The 2,019-nt window shown below is 35.4% G+C and carries 1 protein-coding gene; it reads right to left on the reverse strand.

The genetic code is table 11. From position 1 onward, the window contains the following. On the reverse strand, positions 1 to 2,003 hold a 2,003-nt coding region (locus tag E1171_RS02230; RefSeq protein ID WP_155203655.1), incomplete at its 3' end, for a hypothetical protein. Between the last annotated feature and the right edge of the window lie 16 nt (positions 2,004 to 2,019).

The following is a 2,019-nucleotide window of genomic DNA, read 5'->3' on the forward strand; positions in this document are numbered from 1 at the left end:
TTGTCATTACACATATTATCCTTGCCCGTTTGTCTCACAGCCATGATTTGAGGGTTGTTGTTATTGTTGTTCCCAAGAATTTGGTTATTTCTCAAAAACTGATTGGAATCACCATCCTGGATTCCTATTAACACCTGGAAGTTATGATCGTTGTTATTGCCCATGATGAAGTTATTATCTTGGTTCCTATTAAAATCACCATCCATTAGAGCCACATCGAATTGCCAGTTTCCATCATTACCATTACCTTCAATCATATTATTCCGATTGAGCTCATTGTCATCACCATTTTGGTAAGTAAAAAGCAATTGAAGGTTGTCATCATTGTTATTTCCTCTTATCTCATTTGTATTATCCGCTCTATTCCCAATACCCTTTTGATAAGCCCCAAAATTTTGCTTATTGCGATCATTATTATTATCTGAAATATTGTTCCCTCCAACATCATTATCAGTTCCGTCTTGATATACCCTGGCCTTTTGCAGGTTATTATCATTGTTATTTCCCTGAATCTCACTTAGCTCATCAATTTGCTGCTCTTGACCCAATTGGCTTACCCAAAGTTGTTGACGATTATGGTCATTTCTGTTGCCTGAAATCTCGTTCACATCATCTGTTTGGTTATCTTCACCCTCCATGTGAATCCAAATTTTTTGATAATTATCATTATTGTTATTACCCCTAATTTCGTTAGCCTCAAGGAAACGATTGCCTATGCCTTTTTGGACAATCCAAATTTTTTGGTGATTGTCTTTATTCCGATTTCCTTGAATAAAGTTAATGGAGGCTCGATCGAACTCAATATCAAGAATGTGGGTTCCTTCTTGAAGGCCCCAAAGAACTTGGAAATTACTATCATTCCTGTTCCCTTCTATATGGTTAATGCCCTGAGCGATATTATTGTCTCCATCAATTCTCAACCTAAGTTTTTGGACATTACCTTCATTTCTGTTGCCCAAGATAATATTATTGCCCTTTGCCAAATCTATGTTCATAGGATCATCATTTCCTATGATATTGCCATCCCCATTGATTTTAACCCAAGCCTTTTGATTGTTATCATGATTGTTATTACCATCAATAAGGTTATTTTCACTTATTGTATTACCATCCCCATCAATACCAGCAAAAAGAAATTGGGGGTTCCCATCATTATTGTTACCAATAATCTTGTTATTCTTTAAAACCATGTTTTCATCCCCATCAATTTTCCCTCCCAACCATTGATGGTTCTTATCATTTCGGTTTCCTTCAATAATATTATTACCCTCATCGTTCGACCCCATCAAAGGAACCCCAATTACATTATCGTTTCCTTCTACCCAAAAACCCAATTTTTGGGAATTCCAATTATTATTATTTCCTAGTATGATGTTATTAAAAAACATTCTATTAGAATTCCCCTTAAGGTGCGCCCTATACCCCAGCCTATTGTTATCATTATTATTCCCTAGAATTGAATTAACAGTATTGATCTGATTAGAATCACCTTGCAGATGGGATCTAAAATTAAATTCATTTTCATCGTTATTATTGGCCCCATTCACAAAACCTACAATCCCATTAGCTATGATTATTTTATTTGAATTCCCTGTCTGATCTATCAAAGCATTCATTTTATTCCCATCATTGTTATTTCCTTGAATTAAATTAATACCTTCGATTGCATTTGTGGTTTCTTCTTGATGGGCATGGAAATTCAGGCTGTTGTCATCATTATTGTTGCCCATAATCCTATTCACATCATCGATCGAATTACCATCTCCATTCTGATTAGCATCAAAATCTTGTACATTCCAATCATTATTATTGCCTACAATTTGGTTGATAAAGCCAATGCCATTATCATCACCCTTTTGTTCCATCCAAGCCTTTTGGGTGTTCGCATCGTTTCTGTCGCCATTAATAAAATTAACTTCACTAATCTCATTGTCCTCCCCATCTTGACCGCCATCTAAATCCTGTCCATTGCCATCATTATTATTTCCATGAATTTTATTCACCTCCTCAATTAGATTT

This window comes from Xanthovirga aplysinae (assembly GCF_009711365.1).
In the GTDB taxonomy this organism is placed as follows: domain Bacteria; phylum Bacteroidota; class Bacteroidia; order Cytophagales; family Cyclobacteriaceae; genus Xanthovirga; species Xanthovirga aplysinae.